The organism is Microbacterium umsixpiens, from assembly GCF_053543675.1.
Map to the genome: position 1 here is coordinate 44,269 of NZ_JBLVOH010000163.1, position 3,446 is coordinate 47,714.

Here is a 3,446-nt window from a genome sequence, read left to right on the forward strand (position 1 = left end):
CTCGTGGGTGCGGTCGAGCGCGACCACGAGGTCGTTGTCGGCGAAAGCCGCGGCGGTGAACTGGCGCGCCCGATGCCGAGAGCCGTCGTATCCGCGCCGGGCGAGGGAGTCGATCGTGCGGTCGTCGGCGCGCTCGCCCAGATGCCAGTCGCCGGTGCCGGCGCTGCGCGAGACGATACGCGAGCCGAGTCCCTGCCGCTCGGCGAGGTCGCGGAAGACGACCTCGGCCATGGGAGAGCGGCAGATGTTCCCCGTGCAGACGAAGATCACGCGGAAGGGATCCGGGGATGTCACAGATACATTCTGCCCGCCTCCGACGATCCTGCACAGCGCGGGGTGCTCAGGCGCGCCCTCTCTGCACACCGAGATCCGGCTTTCCTCTCTCCACCGACCGCGAGAATCCGGTCGGGCCCGGACCCGTCGAACCCAGAGGCTGAGGGGCATGTACTCCCTCGCGCAGAATCATGCCATCGCCTCCGAGGCCAGCTGGGTCTGGATGCTGACCAGTCGCGAGATCGGTTCGGCGATCTCGCTGATCGAAGACGCGGGAGCCGTGCTGGTGTCGCTCGTCGATGCGTCGGATTGGGAGTCCGAGGGGTTCCGCGCCCTGCATGAGCGGCTGGCGCGACTGCGTGAAGACTGCGGCGCCGAGAGCGGGCATCTCCACGTGCGCCAGTGGGAGCTGAACGCCGGAGGAGCGGAATGAGCGGCCTGGAGATCGGGCACGGCGGGGTGATCGCCGTCGACACCCAGCAGCTGCGCGATGTCGGTTCCCGGATGCAGACGGTGGCGACGCAGTGCGAAGAGGCTCGGGCCGCGATCGCCCGCGCGGGTGCGCTCCTGGCCTCTGCGCCGGAGGCCGCCCCGCAGGTCGATATCGGTGCGCTGCATCGCAGCGGGGAGCGTGTCGGAGAGCTGCGTGCCGAACTCGAGGATGCCTGCGCGGGCACCCTCCTGATGGCGGACGCGTTCGAAGTGGTGGAGCTTCGGGCGGAGGCCGAAGCTCTCGCCCTGGGGGATCGCGCGGGCGCGAGTGCCCTTCGGGCGCGTATCCATCGACTCCTCGACGGCGACGCGCGCGTCGGAGTGATGGCCGACTGGCTGATTGCCGACTGGGCGGGGCGACGCCACGGAGGCGTGCCCGAACCGATGGGCGTCTTCGGACTGCTGCCGTCGCTGCTCCTGGCCGGGGCATTCGCCGGCCTCACATCCACGCTCGGGAAGGTGTCGTCGGGAGCCCGGCTCACGGGGGCCGCCGATCCCGTGCGGGTGACTCCGACCGCCACGTCGACCCCGGCCGGTGCGCCGAAGGGCGTGGCCGGTGCACTGAAGCGCCTGCCGTCGTCGAGTGCGCAGGTGGCGGTCGAGAAGTACACCATGGCCGACGGTGCGACCCGCTACGTGACCTACGTCAAAGGGACGCAGAACTCCGTCCCCTGGGAGGGCGGCGAAGAGGATCCGTGGGACATGAAGTCGAACCTGGAGCTCTATCAGGGGCAGCGGTCGGCGTCGTATCAGGCGACCGTCGACGCGCTGGCCGCCGCGGGCGCAGAGCCCGGAGACCGGGTGGACATCGTGGGCTACTCGCAGGGCGGGATGATCGCGGCGCACCTCGCGATGGAGAGCGACTACGACGTCGCGATGCAGCTGACGGCGGGAAGCCCGCAGGAGTCGTCGCTCGACGACGGCCAGACTCTCATCCAGCTCTCACACTCCGATGACGTCGTCGCCAAGCTCGCCGCGGGGGGATCGGCCACGGGCACCGGTTCGCCCGACAGCTTCACCGCGACACGCGAGGTCGACCCGCAGGACGGCGTGTTCGACCTGTCGCTGCAGCCGCACGCGCTCGAGGCCTACATCGAGACCGCACAGATGGTGGACGACTCGTCCGATCCGCGTGCCGAGGCGCTCGACGCGTACTGGCGGGAGCTCGGCGATGCCGTCGAGATCGAACGCACCGAGTTCCATGCCGCGCGGGTGAAACAGTGACCGCGATGAGCCTCGGCGGCCAACGGCCACCCGATCCGCAGCATGATCGACTGCCTGATCGCCGCCATAGCCATTCGCCGTGACATCCCGCTCCTGCACGGCGACCGCGACTTCGGATTCCTCGCCGGGATCAGTCCGCTTCGCCTCGACGTTCCGGCGTGATCGCCGGGCTCAGTCGCCGGGCTCAGTCGCCGGGCTCAGTCGCGGCGGGCGGCCTTCTTCTGCGGGCGCAGGATGAAGCCGAAGATGCCGTTGATCACCGAGATGATGAGCGCGGCGAGCACGCCCCACCAGAAGTCGCCGACCGTCAGGCCCCAGCCGAAGCCGCTCGTGATCCAGGCGGTCAGCCACAGCAGGAATCCGTTGATCAGGAAGCCGATCAGGCCGAACGTGATGATGTAGAGCGGGAACGCGACGATCTTCACGACCGTGCCGATGATCGTGTTGACGATGGCGAAGATCGCGGCCACCGCCAGCAACGTCAGCACCACCTGCAGGGTCTCGCCGGGCGGGAACGCCCTGATCGTGACCTGGAGGGCGGGGATCAGCGTGACGACCCAGATGGCGAAGGCGTTGACGACGACGCGGATGATGAAGCGCATAGTCCGACCAGTGTCGCACGGACGCCGGCGAGAGTCAGCCTGCGGTGTCGTTACCCACTGCTGTTTTCAGCGACGATGGTCGCGGAGTAGGGCGGCGATCTCATCGAGGCTGGCTTTGCTCTGTGCCGTCCGAAGGATCAAGTCGAAAGCAAGCTCCGTGTCCATATCGATGAGGACACCGTTCATCTCGAGGAACGTCAGGGTGAGAACCCAGGAGAAGCGCTTGTTCCCATCGAACAGCGGGTGATTCTGGCTCAGGGATGACAGCAGAGATGCGGCCTTGACCTCAAGATCCGGATAGGCCTCGACGCCGAACATAGAACTCGACGGCCTGGCTAGCGCCGAGGAGAGCAACCCGATGTCTCGGATGTGGAGGCCCAGTTCCTCGGTGACTCCCACGGCGTGCGGAAGCTCCACGTACCGCGTCACGCGTCTTCGAGCTTCTTGAGGAGATCGGCGTACCGGTCGGCCACGCCTCGGGCGATCGTCACCGCTTGTTCTGTCGTCACCTCTTCGCGGAGAAATCGATCTGCGGCCTCGATCAGGAGTGCATGCTTGGACGTGTGTCGTCGCGATGCCAGCTCACTCAGCTGTACATCGAGTTCTTCGGGAAGTCGCACTGTCATCGCCATACCAAAATGGTACCACCGCAGATGTCGCGTGAACAGGGCCATCCCGGGCCATCCCCGCCTCCGTCACCCTCGTAGACTCGACCCGTGACCGAGCCGATCCTGCCCCGCATCCGCCCCGCCATCGCCGCCCTCGCGCCGTATCGGCAGGGCAAGCAGGCCGGCCCCGACGCGTTCAAGCTCTCCAGCAACGAGAACCCGTTCGACCCGCTGCCGTCGGTGCTCG

Annotated in this window: 6 protein-coding genes and 1 pseudogene; 3 read left to right on the top strand and 4 right to left on the bottom strand. The window is 67.6% G+C overall.

The features are described from left to right. Positions 1 to 294: low molecular weight protein-tyrosine-phosphatase (locus ACNPM4_RS16055; protein ID WP_448986346.1), on the bottom strand; the 294-nt coding region annotated here is incomplete at its 3' end. A gap of 148 nt (positions 295 to 442) precedes the next feature. On the opposite strand from ACNPM4_RS16055, the gene ACNPM4_RS16060 reads away from it, so the two are divergent. Together ACNPM4_RS16060 and ACNPM4_RS16065 are read left to right on the top strand one after the other, a co-directional pair. After that, complete coding sequence (locus ACNPM4_RS16060) at positions 443 to 706, top strand: hypothetical protein (RefSeq protein WP_448986347.1); 264 nt, start codon at positions 443 to 445, stop codon at positions 704 to 706. Next, entirely contained in the window at positions 703 to 1,989 is a 1,287-nt protein-coding gene (locus ACNPM4_RS16065; protein ID WP_448986348.1) for a hypothetical protein, read from the top strand. Before ACNPM4_RS16060 ends, ACNPM4_RS16065 begins: the two co-directional genes overlap by 4 nt. A 197-nt stretch (positions 1,990 to 2,186) precedes the next feature. Here ACNPM4_RS16065 and ACNPM4_RS16070 read toward each other — a convergent pair whose 3' ends face one another. The 3 genes from ACNPM4_RS16070 to ACNPM4_RS16080 all read right to left on the bottom strand — a co-directional run bounded on the left by ACNPM4_RS16070 (position 2,187) and on the right by ACNPM4_RS16080 (position 3,223). Next, on the bottom strand, positions 2,187 to 2,591 hold the full coding sequence (locus ACNPM4_RS16070; RefSeq protein WP_029264370.1) for a phage holin family protein: 405 nt from the start codon (positions 2,589 to 2,591) through the stop codon (positions 2,187 to 2,189). 66 nt (positions 2,592 to 2,657) lie between these two features. Beyond that, a complete protein-coding gene (locus ACNPM4_RS16075) occupies positions 2,658 to 3,020 on the bottom strand; it encodes a type II toxin-antitoxin system death-on-curing family toxin (protein ID WP_091032195.1) in 363 nt (120 codons plus the stop codon). After that, a complete protein-coding gene (locus ACNPM4_RS16080; RefSeq protein ID WP_091032192.1) occupies positions 3,017 to 3,223 on the bottom strand; it encodes a ribbon-helix-helix protein, CopG family in 207 nt (68 codons plus the stop codon). The genes ACNPM4_RS16075 and ACNPM4_RS16080 overlap by 4 nt, the downstream gene beginning before the upstream one ends. 84 nt (positions 3,224 to 3,307) lie before the next feature. On the opposite strand from ACNPM4_RS16080, the pseudogene ACNPM4_RS16085 reads away from it, so the two are divergent. Then, positions 3,308 to 3,446: pseudogene (locus ACNPM4_RS16085) on the top strand (aminotransferase); the annotation flags it as partial.

Excerpts from the sequence above, each read along its gene's own strand:
- ACNPM4_RS16060 (WP_448986347.1), top strand. The coding sequence starts at position 443 with ATGTACTCCCTCGCGCAGAATCATGCCATCGCCTCCGAGGCCAGCTGG.
- ACNPM4_RS16065 (WP_448986348.1), top strand. The coding sequence starts at position 703 with ATGAGCGGCCTGGAGATCGGGCACGGCGGGGTGATCGCCGTCGACACC.
- ACNPM4_RS16070 (WP_029264370.1), bottom strand. The coding sequence starts at position 2,591 with ATGCGCTTCATCATCCGCGTCGTCGTCAACGCCTTCGCCATCTGGGTC.
- ACNPM4_RS16080 (WP_091032192.1), bottom strand. The coding sequence starts at position 3,223 with ATGGCGATGACAGTGCGACTTCCCGAAGAACTCGATGTACAGCTGAGT.